This window comes from Microcoleus sp. Pol10D4, from assembly GCF_036701555.1.
Taxonomy (GTDB): domain Bacteria; phylum Cyanobacteriota; class Cyanobacteriia; order Cyanobacteriales; family Microcoleaceae; genus Microcoleus.
Window position 1 is genome coordinate 157380 of the sequence record NZ_JAUBRA010000007.1, and the last position, 25722, is coordinate 183101.

The 25722-nt window shown below is 44.9% G+C and carries 14 protein-coding genes; 10 read left to right on the forward strand and 4 right to left on the reverse strand.

The features are described from left to right. Window positions 1–138: 138 nt before the first annotated feature. Together QUA36_RS06475 and QUA36_RS06480 are read right to left on the reverse strand one after the other, a co-directional pair. A complete protein-coding gene (locus tag QUA36_RS06475) occupies window positions 139–1074 on the reverse strand; it encodes a DMT family transporter (protein ID WP_333456243.1) in 936 nt (311 codons plus the stop codon). Between the two features lie 238 nt (window positions 1075–1312). Beyond that, entirely contained in the window at window positions 1313–2095 is a 783-nt protein-coding gene (locus QUA36_RS06480; protein ID WP_333456245.1) for a calcium-binding protein, read from the reverse strand. A gap of 538 nt (window positions 2096–2633) precedes the next feature. On the opposite strand from QUA36_RS06480, the gene QUA36_RS06485 reads away from it, so the two are divergent. The 3 genes from QUA36_RS06485 to QUA36_RS06495 all read left to right on the forward strand — a co-directional run bounded on the left by QUA36_RS06485 (window position 2634) and on the right by QUA36_RS06495 (window position 11537). Next, window positions 2634–5018, forward strand: coding sequence for a GAF domain-containing protein (locus QUA36_RS06485; protein WP_333456247.1), 2385 nt, complete (start codon window positions 2634–2636; stop codon window positions 5016–5018). 302 nt (window positions 5019–5320) lie between these two features. Next, the gene (locus QUA36_RS06490; protein ID WP_333456249.1) at window positions 5321–10834 is read left to right on the forward strand and encodes an AAA family ATPase; all 5514 of its coding nucleotides are present in this window, start codon (window positions 5321–5323) and stop codon (window positions 10832–10834) included. 277 nt (window positions 10835–11111) lie between these two features. Next, complete coding sequence (locus tag QUA36_RS06495) at window positions 11112–11537, forward strand: hypothetical protein (protein WP_333166661.1); 426 nt, start codon at window positions 11112–11114, stop codon at window positions 11535–11537. A 41-nt stretch (window positions 11538–11578) separates the two neighbouring features. Here QUA36_RS06495 and QUA36_RS06500 read toward each other — a convergent pair whose 3' ends face one another. Continuing rightward, window positions 11579–12004: a DCC1-like thiol-disulfide oxidoreductase family protein gene (locus QUA36_RS06500; protein WP_333456251.1), complete on the reverse strand. Its 426-nt coding sequence runs from the start codon at window positions 12002–12004 to the stop codon at window positions 11579–11581. Between the two features lie 147 nt (window positions 12005–12151). After that, window positions 12152–15232, reverse strand: a complete 3081-nt coding sequence (locus QUA36_RS06505) for a PAS domain S-box protein (RefSeq protein ID WP_333456253.1) — start codon at window positions 15230–15232, stop codon at window positions 12152–12154. A 380-nt stretch (window positions 15233–15612) separates the two neighbouring features. On the opposite strand from QUA36_RS06505, the gene QUA36_RS06510 reads away from it, so the two are divergent. The 7 genes from QUA36_RS06510 (at window position 15613) to QUA36_RS06540 (ending at window position 25327) form a co-directional block, all read left to right on the forward strand. Continuing rightward, the gene (locus QUA36_RS06510) at window positions 15613–16806 is read left to right on the forward strand and encodes an NAD(P)/FAD-dependent oxidoreductase (RefSeq protein WP_333454149.1); all 1194 of its coding nucleotides are present in this window, start codon (window positions 15613–15615) and stop codon (window positions 16804–16806) included. A gap of 171 nt (window positions 16807–16977) precedes the next feature. Continuing rightward, window positions 16978–18897, forward strand: coding sequence for a S9 family peptidase (locus QUA36_RS06515; protein ID WP_333456255.1), 1920 nt, complete (start codon window positions 16978–16980; stop codon window positions 18895–18897). A 112-nt stretch (window positions 18898–19009) separates the two neighbouring features. Further along, window positions 19010–19726, forward strand: a complete 717-nt coding sequence (locus QUA36_RS06520; protein WP_333456257.1) for an HAD-IA family hydrolase — start codon at window positions 19010–19012, stop codon at window positions 19724–19726. Window positions 19727–20005: 279 nt separating this feature from the next. Then, window positions 20006–20629 carry a DUF3859 domain-containing protein gene (locus QUA36_RS06525; protein WP_333456259.1) on the forward strand — a complete coding sequence of 208 codons (624 nt, stop codon included), beginning with the start codon at window positions 20006–20008 and terminating at the stop codon, window positions 20627–20629. A 142-nt stretch (window positions 20630–20771) separates the two neighbouring features. Continuing rightward, window positions 20772–22538 carry an asparagine synthetase B family protein gene (locus QUA36_RS06530; protein ID WP_333456260.1) on the forward strand — a complete coding sequence of 589 codons (1767 nt, stop codon included), beginning with the start codon at window positions 20772–20774 and terminating at the stop codon, window positions 22536–22538. A gap of 118 nt (window positions 22539–22656) precedes the next feature. Then, on the forward strand, window positions 22657–23877 hold the full coding sequence (locus QUA36_RS06535; protein WP_333456262.1) for a decarboxylase: 1221 nt from the start codon (window positions 22657–22659) through the stop codon (window positions 23875–23877). A gap of 211 nt (window positions 23878–24088) precedes the next feature. After that, on the forward strand, window positions 24089–25327 hold the full coding sequence (locus QUA36_RS06540; RefSeq protein ID WP_333456264.1) for a hypothetical protein: 1239 nt from the start codon (window positions 24089–24091) through the stop codon (window positions 25325–25327). Window positions 25328–25722 lie beyond the last annotated feature (395 nt).

The window sequence follows — 25722 nt, forward strand, 5'->3', positions numbered from 1 at the left end:
GGCTAGTCAGTCTTTTTAATTTTAAGGCTAAATGGGGCTGTTTGGATGCAAGTTTTGGGAAAAGTTGGATGTTTTTATTTTTTAACCGCTGATGAACACGGATTAACGCGCTATGAGTTGGGATCTTTTGTTATATACTTACTGTCTATTAGTGATAATAATGCCTGCAATGATTAACAACGTACTAAAGAGATGAACTAAGGCGATCGGTTCATTGAGAATAAGCCACGCAGCAAGACCGCTAAAGACTGGAATCATGTAGTAAATTAAAGCTGTGCGGGAAGGGCCAATTAGGGCGATCGCCTGATTCCATGCGAGATAGGCCACTACTGAAGAAAGCACTCCAACGTAGAGCAATGCCCTCACGATGGCTGGATTAAAGACAACAGGATGATAAATCCAACATTCAAGGGCATATAAGGGTACTAAGAATAATAGCCCTAAACTAAAAGTACATAAGCTAAAGGTTGTGATGTGCATGGCCGATGGCTTGCGTTTGACTAACATGGTGTAGCCAGCGAAGATTATGGCCGCCAATAGCATATAAATATCGCCAATGGCGAAAGAAATATTGAGTAATTTTTCTAAAGAATCTCCTGCGAGCAAAAGTATAACGCCGCTGACTGTGATCGCAATTCCCGCGAACCGCGTCAGAAATATAATTTCTCCATAAAAAATTCTAGACATTAGTACGATAAAAATAGGGGAAGAAGCAGCGATTAATGACAAGTTTGTGGCCTGTGTTGTGTGACCTGCAATATAGATTAATGTGTTAAAAGCAGTCACGCCTAAAAACCCCGATACAGCCAAGTATGGCAGATGTTTTTGTACCAATTTCCAGTCTGCGATTGTGGTTTTGATAGCGAATGGTGTCAGAGTTACAACAGCGATCGTCCATCGCCAAAAGGCTAGTCCTACGGGTAGAATATCTTGATTAAAAGCTCTGGCAACAATGAAGTTACCCGCCCATATTAAAGTAGCAACTACTGCTAAAAAATAACCCATTAGTATAAGAGATTTAGGCTGTGATTTACCTAACTTCTCGCTACTTTTATAATTTTTATTATTCTTCATTATCATTTATGATATCGTTTGGAACTCGCTCGGTATTCGATCGACCTCCAGTATACCTAGCTCATCTGCCAGTGTTAAAACTTCGGCAATATCCATTTTAAGAATTCTGCAAAGTACGGTTGCCTATAGATAGATTGCCCGCTATCTGTAGGGACACGGCAGTACCGTGTCCTACGCAAAACTGCCGTGTCTCGTACCCGGAACTAACTCTATAGCCCGTCTAATTCCCTACAAATAACTAAGCCAAAAACTGGAATTGAGAACCGTTAACTGCCAAAGCAAACGGACTTGCTTGTTCAAATGCACCGATAAGTTCAAAGTTGTCCGTGTTTAAAACTATCCCCACAACTTGTCCGGTAATTATGTTTTCAATTACCATGTCGTTGATAATTCCGTCGTTATCGTAAGCAATCAAATTGTCATCTTCAAAGAAAAGGTCTAACTCTGTTAAACCGTCCGTCAAACCGATACGATCGCCCTCGTCAAAGTTAAAATCGGTAACGACATCTGCTCCATTTATACCAAATGCTTCATCGTTGCTTCTGAGCACAAATATGTCAGCACCGGAGCCTCCCGTGAGCACGTCAACTCCCCGATCGCCCGCTAAGAAATCGTTGCCCTCATTGCCGTCTAAATCGTCGTCTCCTTGCCCTCCCCGCATGATATCGTTCCCGAACCCTCCAAAGATAAGGTCATTTCCGGCGTCGCCCCTAACTACGTCGTTGCCATCATTTCCATCCAGGAGATCGTCTTCTTTACCGCCGTAAATTATGTCATTTCCGCCGCCACCACCGATAATATCATTGCCGTTATTTCCTAACAGCCGTTCGTTGGAATCCGACGAACCTCCTATAGTATCGTTGCCGTCGAGTCCCCAAACTCCCCAGGGAAAAGACGACAAATTTCCATTCCCTACGTTAATCTCATCGGGTGTAGCGAATCCCAAAAGACGTGGCCCGCCCCCAGCAAATACAGGAAATCCCGTCACATCGGCAATGAGATTGTTAACCGTTAAAGCCATAAGTATGTCCTTTCAAAAATCCTGTTAGCTGTATTATACATTTTAATTATTTCCTTGCCCAATAGCAAGTATGTTGGAATTTTGGCTGCAACTTTTATTTCCTCAATTAATGACAAGCAACCGGCTGGTCTAGAGTCAATTAGAATTACCAATACTTCGGCTAGGCGATCGTATAAGTTACCAATTCCCAATTCCCAATTACCAATTACCAGGGCTGTGCTTCATTCAACCCAAACCTGCTATAGATCTCGCCTTTGAGTCAAATAGCATTAGTTGCTGACACTATCCGCTACAGTCTACCGCTTATAATGGGTGTTACCCCCCAGGCAGTAAACACGTTAATATCACCTATAACGTCGAGACTGAGAGGTTGTTTGTGAATAAAAGTAAAAGTCCCTGGGCCCATCCTCCGAGAAAAAACCCAGTTTCCGATACCCATACACAAACTTTACAAACAGGATATAAGCTCTTTACAAAGTCATAATCGCCGATCGCTGACATTTTTTGGCAAAATCCACTGCTTTCAGGTGTTTTACTCATGTCTACTCCTAAATCGTCTTCCCATCAAAACAACAACTCCGTAAAATCACTGCCAGCGACAGATATCGTCCCAACAAAGCAAGACAGTAACAATCTGCCCAGCGAACCAAGTATAGAACAGCTACTGGAAGCTTTGGCGGGCAAAGTACCCAGTCAATCTTCAGAAATTGAACCCTTGAAAACGTGGAAACAAGATTTACAGCGATTGTTTCAATTTCTTGGCGATCGCCGCGTTTTAATCGCAGTAATGCAACCGGGAACTTTTGCCCTGCGGTACGCTAACGCAGCATTTTGCCGCTTGGCCGGTGGGGAGGAAACGTCCTTGGCAACTCAATCTATCAACGGTTTGTTTGCAGAAACCGACATCACTCTGCTGGAACTGTTCGATGATTGGGGCGGCAAAACTGCAGAACAATTGTACCGCCGCCATCTTTTGCACTGGGTATTTAAGCAATATTATCAAATTGACATCGACGGTTTGCGGGTCCTAGACGAACCTGTCACGGCGAGTGTAAAAAACCCCAAACAGCGAGAACCCAGATTTATAGAGTTTTGGCTGGGTTCGGAACAGTTAAAAATTACTCGAATTGATTCAAAAATAGATGAATTTGCGGATGTTTCTTTAAGATTAATGCCTGTTGCGGAACGGGAAGCTTGGCTGATGCAGCCGAATCAACTGGAAAATTTAGCCGATCGATTGCAGTTGGATAATTATCGCGTAGAAGGCTTGCTGCTGCTAGAAGGTTTTGATGTCACTGTGCAGGAGCAAATTCGGCGGCTGACTCAGTTATTGATCGATCAAGATTCGATGCTGCGGCCAGACAAATTTGAGAAAATCGATCGGTGTTTGCGATCGCTCTTCAATGCTGACGGCACTTTGCTGCTGCGGCCCGACGGCGAACAGGTACAGCTATTAGTTGCAAAAGACGGCCAACATTTGCAGCCGATTCTTTATTCAATGCACTCCCTAGAAGCTTCTCACTTTTTGAAGGCCACAGCAGCAAATCAAGTTTGGAACGTGCCAGACTTGCGTAGGGAGTGCGAAACCGAGTGCGATCGAACTTTGCGGAGAATGGGAACTCGATCGATGCTGCTGGTGCCCCTGGTAGTCAAATCCGTCACCCGTGAGGGGTGCGGGGTGCGGATTTTGGGTGTTGTGGGGCTGTTGTGCGATCGGCCAAACCACTTCAACGGCATTGACACTCAACACGCCCAAGAACTCATTCCCGCCTTCATTGCAGCCCTGCGGCAAGCCATCCAAGAACGGTTTACCCACATTCACAACATCCACCCCGCAGTCGAATGGCGGTTCGCCCAAGAAGCAGAAAGGCGAAGTTGGGGACTACCTGCTGAAACAATCGTATTTGCTGATGTTCATCCGCTGTACGGAATTTCGGACATTCGCGGTTCTAGCGACGAAAGAAACCGAGCCATTCAAACTGATTTGCTCGAACAATTCCGCTTAGGTTTAGTCATAGCTGATGCCGTTTGCGAAACACAAATTACCCACCTCGGCGAGCAACTGCGGCTCGACTTGCTCGACTACATCCAGCATTTAAAACAAAAAGTAACAGTCGATATGGAGGTGCGAGCCGCCGAGTATTTAAACGAGCATTTAGAAGTATATTTTGACTATTTTGTGCAGTGCGGGCCCAAGGTTCAGGCAGCCGTTGAAGCTTACCAAGCAGCCTGTGAAAACGAACATAACTGCGTTTACAGCGATCGCAACCGCTACGACCAAATGCTGAACTTAATCAGCACCAAACTCCAGGAAACCTGGGCCCGCTGGCAAGAAAAAATGCAGCAAATTCTCCCCCACTACTGCGACATCGAATGCACCGACGGCATCGATCACATGATTTATGTAGGAAAATCGATCGATCCCAAATTTAGCCAGTTTCACCTGCACAGTTTGCGGTACGAACAACTGCGAGCTATTTGCGATTGTGGCCGCACAGTTTTTCGCCTACAAGCCGAGTCTCAAATCAATATGGAACTCGCACATTTAGTCTTAGTGCAGAATACCACGATCGACATTTTTCACAACGAAAACACCGAAAAAATGTTTGATGTCAAAGGCACTCGCGACATTCGCTACGAACTTGTGAAAAAGCGGATCGAAAAAGCCGTTGACAAAGACGCACAAGAGCGAATTACCCAGTCGGGAATGTTGACTGTTGTTTATTCCACGGAGGAAGAGTGGGAAGAATATCAGCAATACTTGCGCTACTTGTCTCGCGAAGGTTGGGTAGAGCCAAAAGTTCAGACTGGCATGGTAGAATCACAACAAGGAGTTAGCGGTTTAAAATTCGCCCGCGTGCGTATTTTGCCTGACCCGGAATCTATTTCTACTATCTGTGAAGTTACAGTAGTCAGCGATTGAGAACCTGTTCAATTGCCTATTTGAGACCCAGTGCGATCGCTCCCATCTCCGGCTGTTTTAGGCCCAGTGCGATCGCTCCCATCCCCCTGAAAAACTTTGCAGCCAAAGCATTCGGGACTCACACACAAGACCAATATTACATTTTAAATGTTGGTTGACACAAATGATCAAGCCCACATTTTCACTTAGTTTATATTCCGTGTGATTGGAAATCGCCAAATACACGATCAAAATCACACTTAATTTAGATTAAGTAGTGTTAACCTAATAATAATTAGCTCCTGTAATTTATAAGTTAAGTTATGTTAAACTTATCAGAATACCAAATAAATTCTACTCTGCACGAAGGCGTCGAAACAATCATCTATCGCGGACAAACACCGAGAAAAGCGGCACCAGAAATTCTGAAAGTCCTCAAAGCCGAATATCCCACCCTCGAAGCCATTACCAGGCTCAAACACGAATATCAAATCCGCCAAAATTTAGACAGCGAACAAATCGTCAAAGCCATAAGTATCGAAACATTCGACCACCGATTAGGCATCGTTTTAGAAGACTTTGGCGGCGAATCCCTCGCAAAACTGCTGGAAAGAGAAACCTTGAGCCTGGAAGCCAAGTTACACATCGCCATCCAAATAGTCAAAGCCTTACAATACCTGCATTTTCATCACATTATTCACAAAGACATCAAACCCAGCAACATCATAATTAACTCGCAAACAAAACAAGTAAAAATCACCGACTTCGGCATTGCTACAAAACTCAACAAAGAAAATCCGCAATTTAACAATCCCAACTCAGTCGAAGGCACATTAGCCTATATGTCACCCGAACAAACCGGGAGAATGAACCGCACCCTCGACTACCGCACAGACTTTTATTCCCTTGGTATCACATTATATGAAATGCTGGCAGGAAAATTGCCTTTCTGCAGCAACGACCCCTTAGAAGTAGTTTATAGCCACATTGCAGTTCAAGCAATATATCCCCATCAAACCAATTCAGTAATACCTGTCGCCATCTCAGAGATAGTGATGAAATTAATGGCCAAGAATGCCGAAGATAGATATCAAAGTGCTGCCGGATTGTTAGCCGACTTAGAAATTTCTTTGGATCAGTTAGAAACCACCGGACAAATTGCCGACTTCATCCCCGGACGCTTAGATATTCTCAGCCAATTGTTAATCCCCCAAAAATTGTATGGTAGAGAACAACAAGTCAACGAACTATTAGCAGCATTTGAACGTGTAGGGGCGGGTTCACCCAAATCTTTGCAACCCAACCTAAATACAGAAAAACCCGCCCGCCCCAATGCAGAAACCCTTTCAGTCGCATCTTTTCCACCAAACCAAAATACAGAAAAATTCGCCCATTGCCAAAGCGAACTAATGCTAGTATCAGGCTACTCAGGCATCGGTAAATCAGCCGTAGTCAACGAAGTTAGCAAACCCATTACCCGGTCAAAAGGTTACTTCATCAGCGGCAAATTTGACCAACTAAAACGCAACATTCCTTATGCCTCATTAATCCAAGCATTTAACTCCTTGCTGCGACAATTGCTAACAGAAAGTGCTGTTTCCTTAGAAATATGGCGCACTAAAATTTTAACAGCAGTGGGAACAGACGGCCAAGTAATTGCCGACGTAATTCCAAAAGTTGAATTAATCATCGGCAAGCAGCCAGAAGTCCCAGAACTCGCCCCTGTAGAATCCCAAAATCGATTCAATCGGGTATTCAAAGAATTTATTCGTGTTTTCGCCCAAAAAGAACACCCCCTAGTTATCTTTTTAGATGATTTGCAGTGGGCCGATTCAGCAACATTAAAGTTGATGCAAATACTGATAACTGACCCTGACCAAGAATATTTGTTGCTAATCGGTGCCTATCGAGACAATGAAGTTAGTCCGACCCACCCCTTAATTCAGACTGTAGAAGAAATTGAAAAAACTGGTACAATAGTCAACAATATCGTGTTGCAACCGCTAGATTTAGCAAATGTGACGGAATTAGTCACTGAAACACTTAACACTTCCAAAGAAAAAGTAACAAATCTAGCCGAGTTAATCTGGAATAAAACGGGCGGCAATCCTTTTTTCTTGACCCAATTACTCCAAGCACTTTATCAAGACTCTCTTTTGAAATTTGAATTTAATCACATTATAAATGAGGGAAGTCAAGGTGGCTGGTATTGGAGTATCGATGAAATCCAAGCCATTGGAATCACCGATAAAAGTGTGGTGGAACTGGTAGCTTCTCGCATTGAAAAGCTGCCCACAGCCACGCAAGAAGTGTTGAAGCTAGCAGCTTGCGTGGGAGATAAATTTGCTTTAGATGTGCTGTCACTTGTTAGCGAAAAGTCAGCTAATACTACAGCTACTGAACTTTATTCAGCTTTGCAAGCCGGGTTAATTCTGCCCTTGAGCGATGCTTATCGCATTCCTTTAGTTTTCGATAGAGCCGAATCAATCAATCTCAAGTTAGACACTTCGCGGGTTAGTTACAGATTTTTGCACGATCGCGTTCAGCAAGCGGCATATTCGCTAATTCCCGACGACCAAAAGCAATCCACCCATTTAAAAATCGGTCAATTACTTTTACAGAATACTCCACTAGACAAGCTAGAAGAAAACATCTTTGATATCGTCAATCAATTGAATGTCGGAATTGACACGATTAGCCAACAGTCAGAAAAAACTCAGTTAGCACAATTAAACTTAACTGCTGGACGCAAGGCTAAAGCGGCTGCTGCGTATGAAGCTGCTGTTAGGTATTTGCGGGTTGCTATGGAATTATTGCCTGCGGATTCTTGGCAAAGCCACTATGACTTAACGTTAGAAATCTACGAGTCAAGAGCCGAATCTGAATACTTAAACATCAACTATGAAGATTCAAAAAAGCTGGTTGATATTGTACTGCAAAAAGCTAAAACCTTACTGGAAAAAGTGAATGTTTATGAACTTCAAATCCAGTCTTATAACGCTCAAAATAGAGTGGTAGAAGCACTCAATACAGGACTGGAAGTCCTGAAACTGTTAGGCATTTCTTTTCCTCAACATCCCCACGCGCTGAATATTATGGCGGGACTGAGTAATACCAAACTGAGCTTGGGATTGAAACGAATTGAGGATTTAGCTAACTTGCCAGAAATGATTGATCCCGAAAAACAAGCAGCCATGCGGATTTTATCAGGGATTCTTAGCAGTGCTATTCAGGCACAACCCCCACTGATACCGCTGCTGGCATTTAGGATGGTCAAGCTGTGTATTAAATACGGTAATTCGCCTTATGCAAGTATTGCCTACGTTTATTATGGCGTAGTTATGTGCAAGCTAGGGGACAGTAGTTCCGCATACCAATTCGGTCAACTGGCAATTAGGATGTTAGACAAATTTCCCTCCCGTTCAATCAAAAGTAGAGTTTATGCAACATTTGGTTCTTTTATTCACCACTGGAAAGCCGATCTCAAATCAGGATTAGCCGATCTCAAAGAAGGTTTTAAAAATGGGATGGAAACGGGAAATTTGGAATTTGCTGGTTATGCTATAGGTGCATATTGCTTAAACAAACTGTCGATAGGAGAGCCTCTAGATTTGGTGGAGCAGGAGACTGGTAAATATATGAAACTAATGCAGCAATCTCAACTTGAAATGGCTGTACAGTATATCAGTATAGCCAGGCAGACAGCCCTCAATTTGCGCGGTCAAGCTGTCGAACCCTGTCATTTAGTCGGTGAGAAATTTAATGAAGTTAAAATGCTCCCCATTTTAATAGAATGTAAAAACTTTTTTTTAGTGGGTTTGGTTTATCAAGCCAAAACTCAGCTTAATTTTATCTTCAGAAACTACGCGCAAGCATTAGATAATTCAATGTTATTTGAGAAACACGAGGAGTCTGTAGCCGGATTTGATGTGGTTGCTCGGAATAATTTTTACTCCTCTCTCAGTATCATAGCTTTGTATCCAGCAACGGGCAAAGGGGAACAAAAGCAATATTGGGAAAAAGTGCTGCAAAACCAAAAAAAGATGAAAAAATGGGCAGTTGATGCTCCGATGAATTATCAACACAAATACGACTTGGTAGCAGCGGAAACAGCGCGAGTTTTAGGGCAAAATACTGAAGCAATGGATTTGTACGATCGCGCAATTGATGGAGCAGCCAAAAACGGTTACATTCAAGAGGAAGCATTAGCCTATGAATTAGCAGGAGAATTTTATCAAGCTTTGGGTAAAGAGATAGTTTCGCAAGCATATCTGACTAAAGCTTATTATGGATATATCCATTGGGGAGCCATAGCTAAAGTTAAACACTTAGAATCAACACATCCTTTCTTAGCAGCACAGACGCGCACAATTCAAACCCCAACCCTCGATGTCACCCGCACTGCCACCGGAAATACTACCAGTAGTAGTTTAGGCGATTTCTTAGACTTAGCTACTTTTATTAAGTCGGCGCAAGCCATTAACGGTGAAATTGTTCTAGAAAAATTGTTGACAAAATTAATCAAAATTATTTTAGAAAATGCGGCGGCTCAAAAAGTAGTGCTGCTGCTGCTGAAAAACGATATTCTCTGCATAGAAGCTACTGGGAATTTTGCGGAGGATAAAGTGACAATTTTACAGTCTATTCCCGTAGAAAATTGTCAAGATATTCCCCTGTCTGTGATTAATTATGTACACAGCAGTCAAAAGCATCTGGTTTTAGACAATGCGACTGTCGCCGAACCTTTTAATGTAGATACCTACATTCAGAAATATCAACCCAAATCAATTCTCTGTTTGCCGATTATTTATCAATCTCAGCGGCGCGGAATAATTTATCTAGAAAATGCTTTGACGGTAGGAGCTTTTACAGCAGAGAGAGTAGAAGTATTCAAAGTGTTAATTTCTCAAGTTGCTATTGCTGTAGAGAATGCTGGTTTGTACGCGCGCGAGAAAGAAAAATCTCAACAGTTAGAAAAATCTTTCAATGAATTGCAACAGGCGCAACTGCAACTCATTCAAAGCGAAAAAATGTCGGCTCTCGGCAACTTGATTGCAGGGGTTGCTCACGAAATTAACAATCCGCTTGGTTTTATTGCGGGCAATCTTGATGCTGCTGCTGAGGCGAGCTTAGATTTGATTGATTGCTTACAACTTTACCAAGAAAAATTTCCTAATCCAGGAAATGAGTTAGAAGATAAAGCATCGGAGATTGATTTAGAATATTTGATCGAAGATTTGCCGAAAATGCTTTTATCTATGAAATCAGGTACAGAACGCATCCGCAATATTAGCAAGTCTTTGCGGACTTTTTCCCGCGCTGACAGTGCGAATAAAGTATCAGCAAATATTCATGAGGGCATCGACAGCACTTTGATGATTTTACAGTATCGTCTGAAAGCTAAAGATACTCGCCCCGCGATTAAAGTTATCAAAGAATACGGAGATATCCCGCCAGTTAAATGTTATTTTGGGCAACTGAATCAGGTATTTATGAATTTGCTGGCAAATGCGATCGAGTGTTTTGACGAATTCAATCAGGGTCGTACTTATGCTGAAATTGAAGCTTTACCGAATACGATCGCCATTATCACTCAACTCTCGGAGGATAACAACAGCGTGGTGATTACAATCAAAGATAACGGTCAAGGGATGTCATCGGAGCTCAAGTCGAAAATATTTGACCATCTATTTACTACCAAAGGAGTAGGGAAAGGTACGGGTTTGGGGTTGTCTATCAGCCGCCAAATTGTGGAAGAAACCCATGGCGGTAAACTAACTTGTGAATCAGTGCTGGGAGAAGGTTCGGAATTTGCGATCGCCCTTCCCCTGAATTAAGATTATGGAACTATGGCGTGTTTTAAAACCCGGAGATCCTCCCTAACCCCCCTTAATAAGGGGGGGACAAGAGTATCCTCAAAGTCAACCCCTACTCCCCTTTTTAAGGGGGATTTAGGGGGATCGAGACTCGGCTAAAAACGGCACAACACATATATGAAAATTTGTCAATGCCTAATTATTTCTGAAAAAGTCCGCTGTTCACAGTCTACATTCGGCAGTATGCAGTTACATTATTAGCTAAATGTAATAACTATATTTGATAGGAGTTTTTCGAGTGAACGCTGCCGAACAAGCCAAAAATATAGAAGTTGCCAGCAAAATTGCTGCGGTTGTTAATTTATTCAAGTCCGAATTCCCGGATGCAAAAGTCGATTTGAAACCTTGGATGAATGACGAGGATACCAGAGAACTTGTAGATCCAGATTCGATCGACATTGGCTTCCATTTTCCCGGTAGAAGTCGCTTGCTACAAAGCCGCAGTATTTTGATTCAAATCCGATTTTACCAAGATCCGGTGGAAGGATATCGGCGGGCGATCGGGGTTGAGGCCGCCGGTTACGATCATAGCGGTCAGCAGTGGCACTTTTCTACTGTGGAAAATTGGAATTTTCTCGGTCTAACCGAACCTGCGGTGGAGTCGGCGCAAAAACTCAAAGACTTTTGCCAGCAGATATTCGATTTGTTTAATCAATCTTTTTGAGGACTTCAGTTTTCACGGCTCTCCTGTTTGTAGTAAGGACTTTAGTCTTTGCTATTATCGCAATTGTCGATCGACCTACAGCCAACCGGATAAACAGATTTGTAAGTAGTCGATCGCTTGCCAAACAAAGTATAGCGGTTATCGCGGACTTGTTCGTACACGCGATCGCCCATCCACTTCATCCCCGGCATTGCCCGGTAAGCAGCCACAAACACCTCACCAGCAGGCATTATCCGCCCGATTTCCTCCGCCGCATCGCTACCTTGCCAGCGCCGTTCCGGGGTGTTGCTATCTATCAAAATCATCCCCATTTCGCAGTCTTGAGACGTAATTCCAAAGCGATTTAATTGCTCTAAATCTTGCATGGAAATATACTCAAAATTCTGGCCTTTATCTAAATTTTCTAGTAACTGCACCAAGGTAACGCAGAGATTGCAATTGCCGTCGTAAATTACGTTATATTTCATTAGTTGACTGTTGACTGTTGACTGTTGACTGTTGACTGTTGACTGTTAGCTGTTGACTGTTGACTGTTAACTGTTGACTGTTAACTAATGACAACTGCCAACTGACTAATGACTAATGACTAATGACTACTGACTACTGACTACTGACTACTGACTATTCCCCACAGGAATCTCGATCGCAAATTCCGTGCCTTGACCCGGTGCTGAATGGCATTTAAGCTGCCCGCCGTGTTTTTCCACCACAATTTGATAGCTAATCGACAGCCCCAAACCAGTACCTTTACCAGGTTCTTTCGTAGTAAAAAACGGATCGAATAGCCTTTCGTGAACATCTATCGGAATCCCCGGGCCGTTGTCAGCAATCCGAATCACAATATGAGAAGGATGCCGACTCGAAGCATCAGAATCTGCTGTTTCTGCCTGCATCACAGCATCCTGTTCATATTTTACATCCGTACAAATCCGCAGCGTCGGCGAAGGACAATAAGGAATAGGCCCCTGTTCCCCCTCCGCCCAATGTCCAGTCTCCATTGCCTCTTCCAAAGCATCAATTGCATTGCCGATAATATTCATAAAAACCTGATTCAACTGTCCCGCATAACACTGTACGCGGGGCAAATTGCCGAACTCTTTGAGCAGCACAATTTTTGGATGTCCTGCAGTTTCTTTAAACCTGTGCTGCAAAATCAACAAAGTGCTTTCAATCCCTTCGTGAATATCCACCTGCTTTTGTTCGGCTTCATCTAATCGCGAGAAATTCTTCAGTGACAGCACAATTTGGCGAATTCGCTCGGCTCCCATTTTCATCGAATTTAACAGCTTCGGCAAATCTCTGAGCAGAAAATTCAAATCGATATCATTTATCTCTTGTTGAATTGCCGGTGTTGGGTGCGGGTATTCCTGCTGGTAAAGTTGGAGCATTTTTAGCAAGTCTTTAAAGTAATCGTCAGCGTGCATGACGTTGCCGTAAATAAAGCTAACTGGATTGTTGATTTCGTGAGCAACCCCAGCGACTAATTGCCCCAAACTTACCATTTTTTCATTTTGAACCATCATGCTTTGAGTTTTATGCACGTCCCGTAGGGCTTTTGCCAATTCTTGATTTTTAGTCCTCAATTGACTTTCGGAAAGCCGCACCGCTTCTTCTGCGTGTTTGCGATCGGTAATATCTTTACGAATTGCTACATATTGATGGGGTTCGCCGTTCGTGTTTAAGAAAGGTACAATCGTAGTATCCAACCAGAATAATGTGCCGTCTTTAGCTTGATTTTTCATTTCTCCCCGCCAAACCTTTCCCTGGCGGAGAGTAGACCAAAGCTGCTTAAAAAAATCGGCTGGGTGATAACCAGAATTAACAAGTCTGTGGGTTTTGCCGATCAGTTCTTCTCGGGAAAATTTAAATAGTTCGCAAAATTGCTCGTTGACATAAGTAATAACTCCTAATTCGTCGGTATTCGAGACAATTGCCGATTGATCCAAAGCAAATTTTTCAAATTCCAACTCTTGGAGAGTTTGGCGCAATTCTGCTTCTGCTTGTTTGCGATCGCTAATATCGGTAATCATCCGCAAAACACCTGAAAATTCGCCCTCAGCGTCGAACATCGGCGTCGCCGAGACGATCGCCCACAAGTGAGATCCGTCTTTGCGAGTAAACTTAAAATCGTGACGTTCACGAAGGCCTTGCCGCCTGCGCTGGACATAACTTTCAGCTATTTCCCTAGACTCGCAGTCGATAAACTCAAATAGCGATCGCCCCACCATTTCCTCCACAGTATACCCCAGCATTTCGCCCATCCGAGAGTTAGCAAAAGTCGTGATACTTTCGCTGTCAAACATCCAAACGCCCTCCGAAGCCGTCTCGACAATGCAGCGGTAATAATTCTCCCTCTCCCTGAGTGTTTCCTCTGCTTGCTTGCGATCCGTAATATCAGTTTGCACCGCAATAAAACCTTCGAGTTCCCCATTTTCGTGATAAATGGGGGCGATCGAAAGTGCCACCCAATAACCCTTTCCCTCCTTTTTGTAATTGTAAATTTCCTGATTAAACGGCACACCTGCAGCCAAAGCCGATCGCAGTTTAGCAATAGTTCGCGGGTCTGTTTGAGGGCCTTGCAGTACATCACCCGGTTTTTTTCCATGTATTTCTGCCAGCACATAACCACTAATCCGAGTAAATCCTTCATTCACCCATTCAATGCAGCCTTGAGCATCAGTAATAATCACACCATTTTGCGTTTTTTGAGCTACAATAGCCAAACGCGACAATTCGGTTTCATTTTTTTTTCTTTCCGTAATATCTTCAGCAATACCCAGAATGTACTTAGGCGCGCCCGAATCGTCAAATAAAGGAACTTTTTTTGTGTGCAAAATCCGCTTTCCCCGATGGGGAAGTTGGATAGTTTCTTCAGGCAAATCGACGCCTTTTCTCGTTGCCAACACTTCTAAATCTTGTGCTTGCAAGTAATTTGCCTCCTCTGAATTCAACAAGTCAGCAGCATTGTTTAAGAGCACTTCATCCCTCGAATAGCCAAACAATTCTTCGCTAGCAGTATTCCAATAAATAAATTTTTGCTCGACAGCATCTTTAATAAAGACACTAATCGGCAGATTTTGCAGTACCGCATTCAGAAACTCTTGAGTGTTTCGCAGGTTTTCCTCAGCTCGCTTTCGTTCAGTAATATCCAAAATCACTCCGTCGAGATAAACAACCCGACACAGAGAATTTGCGATCGGCGAAACCGGCGAAACCGGCGAAACCACAGCCGACAAAAAGTCCTCAAGTTCCTCTTGTCCCTCTTGTTTTCCTCTAGCCTCTTCCGCCTCGCAGCAAACAGCTTTGCCTTTTTCGTAAACCCAGCTAATTTCGCCGTCAGCCCGGACAATCCGGTATTCAAGGATGTACGAAGTTCTGGTTGCTACACTTTTTTTGACAGTAGCATCCACATTTTTGCGGTCTTGAGGATGGATAATGCTGGAAAAAGAACGGACGCGATCGTTGATAAAATCAGAAGAGGGATAGCCTGATATTTCTTGAACCGTCTCGCTCAAAAACGCCATTGTCCGTGTTAATTCCTCGTCGTCCGTATACTCGCAGGTACAGCGGTAGACAGCACCGGGAATATTAGCTACTAAATTTTTATATTTTTCTTCGCTTTTTAACAAAGATGAGCCGTCTTCGTTATTGTGATCGCCGTTCTTAAATTTAGAAGAATTCGAGGAAATTTGCATGATTTTTTCACTTGTGAGTGCGGGGGCAAGTGTTACAGTAGATGACCCTATAAAAAGTGAATTAAATTTGCGAAATAATTCGTTATAAACTAATATAGTACAAAATTAGTTCTACGAACATTCAGAAAATTTGAGGGTGGCTAATAGGTAGAGCTAATCAAGGCTAGAGATAGAGAAAACAGTTCGGCAACGGATTTAACGCATTTAACGCATTTAACGGATGGATCTTGAGGATCGAGGGAAACAGGGAAGATTTTCCCACTCTCCCCCTCTCCCCATTTCTCCCACTCCCACTCCCACTCCCCCACTCCCTCACTCCCCCACTCTCGTTACAATAAGATAAGTTTCCTTGCTACCGATCGCCCCTCAAACAAAACACCATGACTCAACAACAACCCCGGATTTGCATTCTCGGCGGAGGCTTCGGCGGACTCTACACAGCCCTGCGCTTGAGTCAGTTACCCTTCTCCAAAACCGAAAAACCCGAAATTGTCCTAGTTGACCGCCGCGATCGATTTTTGTTCGTTCCCCTGCTGTACGAACTCCTGACCGACGAACTCCAAACCTGGGAAATTGCCCCACCGTTTGCCGAACTCTTGCAGAACACAGGTGTGCGCTTTTGTCAGGGTACTGTCTCCGGCATCGATGTGGAGGAAAAGCGAGTGCAGTTGCACGACGGGCCCGAAATTCCGTGCGATCGCCTGGTTTTAGCTTTAGGTGGCGAAACCCCTCTAGATATGGTCAAGGGTGCGGTTGAATATGCTTACTCTTTTCGCACTCTCGACGACGCCTACCGCTTAGAAGAAAGATTGCGGTTTTTAGAAGCCAGCAACACCGATAAAATTCGGGTTGCGATCGTCGGCGCCGGTTATTCAGGAGTAGAATTAGCTTGTAAATTAGCCGATCGACTCGGAGACAAAGGTCGCGTGCGGTTAGTCGAACAAAGCGACATGATTCTGCGGACATCACCGGAGTTTAACCGCGAAGCCGCCAGCCAAGCTTTAGAAAAACGGAAAGTGTGGATCGACTTAGAAACAGAAGTAGAGGCGATCGAAGCGGACACAATATCCTTACTTTACAAAGGACAATTAGATGTTCTCCCCGTAGACATAGTTCTGTGGACAGTAGGAACTCAAGTTAGTCAAGCAGTGCGATCGCTACCCCTCAAACAAAACCGCCGCGGTCAATTAACAGTCAATCCGACAATGCAAATAATCGACCATCCAGATATATTTGCCTTGGGAGACTTAGCTGAATGTCACGATGCAACGGGTCAAAAAGTCCCCGGAACAGCCCAAACAGCCTTCCAGCAAGCTGACTACACCGCATGGAACATTTGGGCATCCCTTACCGGCCGCCCATTACTTCCTTTCCGCTATCAGCCGCTAGGAGAAATGATGACATTAGGAATTGACAACGCCACCCTGGCCGGTTTAGGAATTAAACTCGACGGACAACTAGCCCACATTGCTCGCCGCTTAGCTTATCTCTATCGGATGCCAACATTTGATCATCAGTTAAAAGTTGGTTTCAATTGGATTAGCAAGCCGATTCAGGATTTGCTTAAAAGTTAGTTAATTGTTGACTATTAACTGTTAACCGTTGACGGTTGATTGTAGGACTTATGATGGCGGTTCCGAAACCGGGTTTTTCACGAAAATACTTCACTAATACCCGCATATTTGGTAAAAACCTGGTTTTTTCTGTCGGAGTGTAGATTCAGAGAATATTACGCACGCAAAAAGATGCCAACTTCCACATCTCAACAGCCCAAAACTGAACTTCCACCGTTGATAGAGCGGGAAATTCTCTTCGGAAATCCCGAAAAAACTAGCCCCCGACTTTCACCCGACGGCAAGTATCTTGCCTACATTGCACCAGATGAAAACAACGTTTTGCAAGTGCAATTGCGTACCGTCGGTCAAGCAGACGATCGCCAACTGACAGCAGATAAAAAACGAGGCATCCGCATCTTTTACTGGACTTACAGCGGCGAAGAGCTAATTTATCTCCAAGATGCTGAGGGTGATGAAAACTGGCATTTATTCTCAGTCAATATCCAGTCAAATCTGGTTCGCGACTTGACACCATTTCAAGGCGTTCAAGCTCAGACGATCGCCTTTGACCGCAAATTCCCCAATGAAATATTAGTGGGAATGAACATCCGCGATCGCAGCAAACACGACGTTTACCGCATCAACCTCAAAAATGGTGCCGTTGAATTTGAGACAGACAACCCAGGTAACGTCGTCCGTTGGATTGCTGACGCCCAATTCCAAGTGCGGGCGGCCACAGCCACTACTGCCGACGGTGGCTCAGAATTGGTGTTTCGGGAAACTGCCGACAAGTCTTGGGAAAGCCTGCGAAGGTGGGGGCCCGATGAGGAAGGTGGTGCCCTCATGTTCTCAGAAAACGGCAAAATTCTTTACATCATCGGCAATCATGATGCTAACGCCGAACGTTTGATCGCATTAGACTTAGAAACTAAACAAGAAACCGATCTCGCCTCTGACCCAGAATACGATGTCGGCAACATTGTCGGACACCCCACCAAGCGAGAGATTCAGGCGGTTTCCTTCTACAAGGACAAGCAAGAGTGGCAGATTTTAGACCAAAGTATAGCAGATGATTTTGAGGATCTCGGCAAATTTCGCCCCGGCGAATTCGACCTTACCAGCCGCAACCTCGCCGATACCACTTGGCTAGTCGCTTACAGAACAGACGACGGCCCAGTTTACTACTATGTGTACGATCGCGCCTCCAAAACCTTCACCTTTCTGTTTAGCAACCAACCCAAACTCGAAGGGCTACCACTATCATCAATCGAACCCATTTCTTACACCGCAAGAGATGGTTTAACCATTCACGGCTACCTGACAAAACCGGTTGGTGTCTCAACACCCGTACCCACAGTCTTGCTAGTTCACGGTGGCCCCTGGGCACGCGATACCTGGGGTTACAATCCACAAGCCCAATGGCTGGCAAACCGAGGTTACGCCGTTTTGCAAATCAATTTTCGCGGTTCCACCGGCTACGGCAAAGCCTTTCTCAATGCCGGCAATCGCGAATGGGCCGCTAAGATGCACGACGACTTGCTAGATGGAGTTAATTGGCTGGTAGAAACAGGAATTTCCCAACCCGATAAAATTGCGATTATGGGTGGTTCTTACGGTGGTTATGCTGCCTTAGTGGGATTGACTTTTAGTCCCGATGTTTTTGCCTGCGCCGTCGATATTGTCGGGCCAAGCAATTTGATTACACTGCTGCAAACTATTCCCCCTTACTGGGAACCGAGAAAAGCAAGTCTGTATCACCGCGTGGGCAATTTGGAAACAGAACCAGAGTTTTTGAAATCGATCTCGCCTTTATCTTTTGTCGATCGCATCCAAAAACCTTTACTAATCGCCCAAGGTGCCAACGACCCGCGAGTGAAAGAAGCAGAAAGCGAGCAAATTGTCAATGCCATGAAGCAAGCCGGCAAACCTGTAGAATACGTGCTTTATACAGACGAAGGACACGGATTTGCACGCCCGGAAAATCGGCTGCACTTTTATGCGATCGCCGAAGAATTCCTAGCCAAATATTTAGGAGGCAGATTTGAACCGGCGGGCAACATTGCCAATCATTCTGGTTTAGTGAATCCGCAAACAACAGTTGACAGTTGACAGTTGACAGTTGACAGTTGACAGTTGACAGTTGACAGTTGACAGTTGACAGTTGACAGTTGATAGTTGACAGTTGACAGTTGACTGACTAATAATTAATAACCATTAACCAATGACCAAAGTATTTTTTTTAGATGCCGCTGGCACACTATTTGACGTGCGCGGCAGCGTCGGCGAAGTCTACGGAAAATTCGCCCGCAGTTGGGGAGTAACTGTTTCTAACGAAGACTTAAATACAGCTTTTTTCCAAAGTTTTGCTGACTCAAATCCGATGGCATTTCCCGGAAGAGAATTAGCAAAAATTCCCCAACTAGAATTTGAATGGTGGCAAGCAGTTTGCGCGAACGCTTTTCAAAGAGCAGGCGTTTTCAATCAATTTTCAGACTTTCCCAAATTCTTTGCCGAACTCTACGCTCATTTTGCCACCGCCGAACCTTGGTTCGTCTATCCCGACGTATTGCCAGCATTAAATAAGTGGCAGCAACAAGGAATTGAATTAGCAGTAGTATCGAATTTCGATTCCCGAATTTATGCAGTATTAAAAGCACTAAACTTAGCGGAATATTTCACATCAGTGACAATTTCCACCGAAGTTGGTGCAGCAAAACCCCAGTCTCAAATTTTTACCGCAGCATTGCAAAAGCACAACTGCACTGCCGAGAATGTGTTGCATATTGGCGACAGCTTCAAGGCTGATTATTGTGGTGCTAAAAATGCGGGAATAAACGCAATTTGGTTGAATCGTCAACAGGAAAAAATAGATTCAGGAAAGTTGAATTTAACTGATTTCCAAAAAGTAGAAGAGTTTCCTAGTCTGGATTTTATATAAGTCTGTTCTGGACGCACTCCGACAAAGAAACCGTTTTTTTGACCTAATCTGCGGGTGGGAACGCCTCTTTTCGTAAAAAAACTGGTTTCGCATGATATCCCATGCGTCCAGGACTATAAATATGAATTTTATGAGGTTAAGGTTATGATTTTTATGAATTGACTTTGAGAGCTATTTATTGAATAATATGAGTAATTAAACCGCAGAGAGCGCAGAGGACACTGAGGAAGAGAAGAGAAATGTGATTTCTATATCTAATTTTTACTGGAAAAGAACTTTATGGAAACTCGACTCACTCAAACTCAGTTAGCACAGGTAGTCGCTGAAATCGACAAGTTATCGCAGCAGCGCGAGTTAGAATTGGCCCCAGATCAGGTAAGAGAAATTTTACGGGAGTTGAATCTGCCTGATGAGCTTTTAGAAGATGCGATCGCCCAAATGCGCCGCCGCGAAGTCCTAGAAAAACAGCAGCGACGCAACCGTTGGATCGCGATCGCCACGACAGCCGTTGTCATCTCTGCGATCGGTATAGGCGTACTGTTCGGGCAAAATCAGCAACAAAAAACTGCTCAAGTTGTGGGAGGAGAAGACAGGATTGCGCTATCGAAAAAAGGTGGTGACAGCCTTACTCAAGTCAACCGTCAAATTAATCCCCGCATCTACTACCAGGTGACGTTGAAAAATGCTCCGATCGGCAATCAGTTGTCTCTGCAATGCGATTGGATTAATCCCAGCGGTGACATTGTTCATCAGGGCAGGTATCAAACTCGCACGATCGATACTGCCGTTTGGAATACGCACTGCTTTTACGATCTCGGATCTGCTGCTGCCCCCGGCAAATGGGAAGTTCGGATGTCCCTGGATGGGCGCGTCATCAGCACTGAACCTTTCACGGTGAAATAAATAAACTTATCCAAAAAAGCCTGTTTTGAACAGGCAAGATGCCTGTTCCACAATGATTGGAGATATCTAAATAGACTTATCCAAAAAAGCCTGTTTTGAACAGGCAAGATGCCTGTTCCACAATAATTATTGGAGACATCTAATGGGTGCGATCGACAAACCTTCACATTTTATCGGCTACTGGGGAGAGGACGATCGCACAAAAACGCTCAGCCGTTTAGTCCCAGATTACTGCATTCGGCAGGGCAAATTATCCGAGTGGGCGATCGCCTCTGCATCTGTACTCACGGCTGACACAGTGACGCTGAATGCTTGCGGGCGATTTGGGCCAACCGATTTACCGGGAGATGCTTGGGCGGCGGTAGAAGCGAAACAGCTAAGGCTGGGGCGCGATCCGTTTGGGCGAGTTCCGCTTTACTGGATGCAGTTGGGAGAAACGATTTGGTTTTCGACGCAAATGCAATTGCTGCTACCGCTGATTGCTTCCCCTCAAATTAGCCCGATCGCCCTACACAGTTATGCTTGTTTTTCCTACGTGCCCACGCCGTTAACGCCGATCGAGCAAATTGCATCCGTAGCAGCCGGAAGCGAGATGATTTGGGAAATCGCCGATGTTAACGATCTGCCGAAAGTACGCGCGGCAAAGCTATCCCGTAGGGAATCGCTGCCATCGGCTTGGCAAGAAGCACCCCAACTACTGCGGAGTGAGGATGAGGCGATCGCACAATTGCAAGTGCTGTTGCAACAGGCGATCGATCGACAAGTGGCCGATTTGCCGATCGACGAACCCGTAGGCGTTTTACTCTCCGGTGGCATTGATTCTTCCCTAGTGACAGCGCTGCTAGTGAAAGCAGGCTTGCAAGTGCGCGCCTATGCCCTCGATTTTGGTGTCGAAGCCTATTCCGAACTGCCCTACGCCCAACAGGTGGCGGACTTTTTCCAGATTCCGCTGATCCGAGTGGCGGCGACGGGCGATGCAGTGTTGCGCGCGATCGGGCCAACCGCCAAAGCCCTCGATTTACCCTATGGAGACGGCACGACGGCTGCACTGTTTTTGCTCAAACAGGCGGCGGCGCAAGACGTGCGAGTTGTATTCAATGGCGAGAATGGCGATCAGCTATTTGCGGGATGGACAAACAAACCTTTGATTGCCAACGGAGTTTACAGTGCAGAACATCCTGCCGGAAAAGAAACCTTTGAACAGCAGTATTTGCGGACGTTTCAGCGATTTTATGGTTATGAAAAACAGATTTTTTCGCCAGAAATGCTCGATCGCATCCAGTCTCACGATTTGAGCGTTTATCTGCAAGACGCGATCGATCCCGAAACCTGTCCTTCCCTGTTAGCGAGGCTACGGCGCGCTTCGCTGATGCTCAAAGGTGCCCAAAATATTCAGCCGAGGGCAACGGCATTGGCGTTCGCTTGCGGTTTGTGGGTGCGATCGCCCTTCTGCGACCCCGACCTCACAGCATGGACGTTTCAACTCCCTGGCGAGCTGCTACTGCAAGGTGCGTGCGAAAAATACATCCTCAAAAAAGCCTCCGAACGCTGGTTGCCGCCGGAAATTGTCTGGCGGGAAAAGCGCGGGATGGGTGTGCCGTTGAAGGTTTGGTATTACCGGGAGTTTTGGGCTGCGATCGGAGATCGGCTGAATCCGAATGTGTTGCGATCGCAAAATTGCTGGCAGCCCCATTTGGCCGACTCGATGTTATCGGGACAACTCGGAGTTGCAATGCGCGATCGCTATATTGGCAATAATCTCTGGCTGCTGCTGATGTGGCAGGCATGGCGAACCGAGGTTTTAGGCGAAATTCCGGTTAAGCGATCGCTGGATCATGTGTTTTGGTTGCCACCGGCGATCGGCCAACGCATTTGGAAATATCGAAGGAGGTTGACTGTTGACTGTTGACTGTTGACTGTTGATTTTATAATCTTCCCTGTTTTGAACATCCGTTAAATCCGTTAAATAATCCGTTGCCGAACATCCGTTACATCCGTTACAAAATCCGTTGCCGAACTTCTTCTATATGACTGAATCTTTGCTACAGAATGAAACCAAAACAAATTCGCCGCCGTTCTCCGAAGCAATGGCCCAGCGACTTTTGTCAACTTATGGTTCGCCCTTATATGTGTATCAAGCCGATATCCTCCGTCAGACTCTTGAGCATATTACGCGATCGATCGACTATCCGCACGTTCAGTTTCATTTTGCTAGCGTCACCAACGGCAATATTGCTCTGTTGCAATTGATTCAGCAAGCTGGTTGGGGGCTACACGCGAATACACCGGGGGATGTTTTTTTGGGGCTGAAAGCGGGTTTTACGGGCGATCGCATTGTCTACACGGGCAGTAACCTCAACAGGGCGGATATTCAGCAATTGATTGAATGGAAGATCGATCGATTTAACTTCGATAGTCTGTCGCAACTCCAGGATTTTTGCGAATATTCCGGCAGTCAACCGCGATCGATCCGTGCCGAAATTGGACTGCGCCTCAACTCACCGGAATTGACGGGAGACAGTCGGATTGGAGTACGTGCCGCCGAATTTGAGAAAGCCAATAAAATCGCGCAGCAGCAGGGGTTGAGGATTACTGGATTGCATTTTTATCGGGGGACTGGAACTAACGCCACGAGTGCTTTTACGCAGGCGATCGATCGCCTGATTGCGATCGCCCAACAGTTGCCAGATTGGCGAACCCTTGATTTTGGCGGTGGTTTTGGCTATCCCTATCGAGGCGGTGCAGTGTTTGACTGGCGGGAGTTTGGTGCGGCGATTACTGAACGATTGAGTGCGCTATCTCGCCCGATCGAGTTGGTGATTGAACCGGGACGATCGGCGATCGCAGGTTGCGGCGTTTTGCTTGCGAAAGTTGTGTCGGTGAAGTGGTTGGGCAATCGGCAAATTGTCGGTGTGGATACGACTGTATCAAATCTATCAGTGCCTGCGGTGCACGGGGGCTATCGGGCGATCGCAACTTGGGAAACCGACGATGTATCGCGACATGAAACGGATATTTGCGGCAACACAACTTATTCGCGGGATTATTTGGGCCGCAACTGTTGGCTACCGAAACTCAAAATTGGAGATGCGATCGCGATTTTGGATAGCGGCGCTTACGGCTATGCGATGTCGTCACATTTTCTGCACCGCCCCCGCCCTGCTGAAGTGTTGATTGATGCTAAGGGCGATCGATTAATTCGACAGCGAGAAGACTATTCTATCTTGTTAAACGGGCAAATCTTTTAAACCGAACTATTCATCTCTCTCTTCTCTTCCTCTGTGCCCTCTGCGGCCTCTGCGGTAAAATCATTCCGAAACAACCGCCAACGATATAAATCCATTAAATTAATCAGGAGTAACCGAAATGGGAATGAAATGCGTCCAGTGTAACACCGACAACATTTTGAGAGATCGTACCAGGAACTCAGGTCGTTGCAAACAGTGCAACCATCTGTTTGTGTTTGAACCCACTACCGTCACCGATCAAAGATTCGCATTCACCGATCCGTTTTTCAAGAAGGCGATCGAAGATATTTCCAGCCAAAATATGTTATTCTTCACGCTCAAACAGTTTTTGTATTTTATTGACAAAAGGCTTAAATATCGTGCTTCAATTGGCCAATGGAGTTGGCTTGGTTTATACTTATTTTTCCCCGTTTTGGGAGCGATTTTCGTCTGGATTTTTATTAGTAATATGCTTCAAGATCCGCCGCAATTAGCAGTTTTTATTTTATTCATTTTTTACAATGTTTTGTGGATTGGGCAACTTTTTAAAAATAGCAACTCTTCTCAGCAAGGTATTCACAGCAGAAAAAATAATGCTAAAAATCTACAAATTTTAGGGATAATTATTTTAGTGATAGGTGTTCCCTTCAGTCTGATTATTAATTTTTTTACCGGGTATATCACAGTCTGTTTCCTAGGGCTATTTTCCTTGTGGCTCGGCACCTCACAAAAACGTCGTCAACAGGAAATTCGTGAAGTATTTCTCGTCAATGCAGCGCAGAGCGATGAATGGCTACAACGCTGGCAAAGGGTGAACGGAACGTTAGAAAAACTGCTGTCGGCTCCTCGTCAAAACGCTTTACCCGCCGCCATCGATCCCGAAATCACCGCCTACAGTTTCGATCGCGCAATTATCTGTGACAGTGACGAAATAGCTCAATTCCTCATTGCCAACAACGTCCATTTTGAAAACAACTGCGCGATTCTTAGTATTAGTGGCTATCCCCAAAGCATCTTCAGTACCGTGATTGAAATGCTGCGGCGTAATACCGATTTAAAAGTCTATGCACTGCACAATGCGAGCCCTGCTGGAGTTGGCTTGGTACATCAACTGCGAACCAGTCCAAACTGGTTTGGCAATCAAGCGGTGACGATTTTTGATTTGGGAATTTCTCCCCGTCAAATCTTAGCAACCCGCGATATGTTTGTGCAGCAATCTCAAACAGTCGCACAAACCGCCCGTCAATTACCCGACACAGTGAGGCAAGGTTTAACAGCCGAAGAACTAGCATGGCTGGATGCAGGGAATTTTGTGGAATTGGAATCGTTTACCCCACAGCGGTTGTTGCGCGTGGTGAATTATGGACTTGCTCAGAGTGGCGATCCGCAGACCAATGACGGCTTAATATTAGTGGATAATGCTGTCGGGTATGGTGGTGGCTATGTGTTTGTCTCCGATAGTTTCGGTTAGGGCGTGTTTTCAAGATTTTTTTAGACTTATTAATAATAACCTTAAAAAGTCTTGAAACTTAGTCTGAATAAGATTTTTAGCGCTCTTTAGTTAAAATCATAAAAAGCTTATCTGTGTAATGGCTTCAGCGATTTTAAAAGGAGGAGCAAAAAAGCTGAGATTAACTTGGTGAGTAAAGGTTTCAGATTTTTAAATTTCCCCCCACGGGGGGAAGTTTAGTTTAAATTGTGTGAAATTTGCCTTTAACCCGCTCTCGTCTGGTTTTGTTTGTGTAGGCGCGGTTTCTAAGAGACTGTTGGCGAATGTCTGAGGGGTGAAACCCCTCAGACATCGCCGTCCTGAATAGGCAGAATGATTGTGTAATCACGCAGCATATTAAATAATCTATTATGACT